Raw genomic sequence first — 233 nt, forward strand, 5'->3', positions numbered from 1 at the left:
GTCTTGCAGGCCGATGCTCACGCGGTTGAAGCCCAGTTCGCGCAGCAGGCCCATGGTGGCCCAGTCGGCTTCGCGCGGGTCGATTTCGATGCCGTAGTCACCCGAATCGTCATCCAGCAAATTGAAATGCTGGCGCAGGCATTTCATCACCTGGCGCAGTTCATCGTGGCTGAGAAAGGTTGGCGTACCGCCGCCGAAGTGCAACTGTTCCACGGGCTGCTGCGGGTCGAGGT

Annotated in this window: 1 pseudogene; it reads right to left on the reverse strand. The window is 61.4% G+C overall.

What is annotated here, in order from left to right:
* Positions 1-233 (reverse strand): annotated as a pseudogene (locus tag AAEZ05_RS30365) (oxygen-independent coproporphyrinogen III oxidase); the annotation flags it as partial.

This window comes from Pseudomonas sp. HY13-MNA-CIBAN-0226 (genome assembly GCF_040310305.1).
Lineage (GTDB): Bacteria > Pseudomonadota > Gammaproteobacteria > Pseudomonadales > Pseudomonadaceae > Aquipseudomonas > Aquipseudomonas gregormendelii.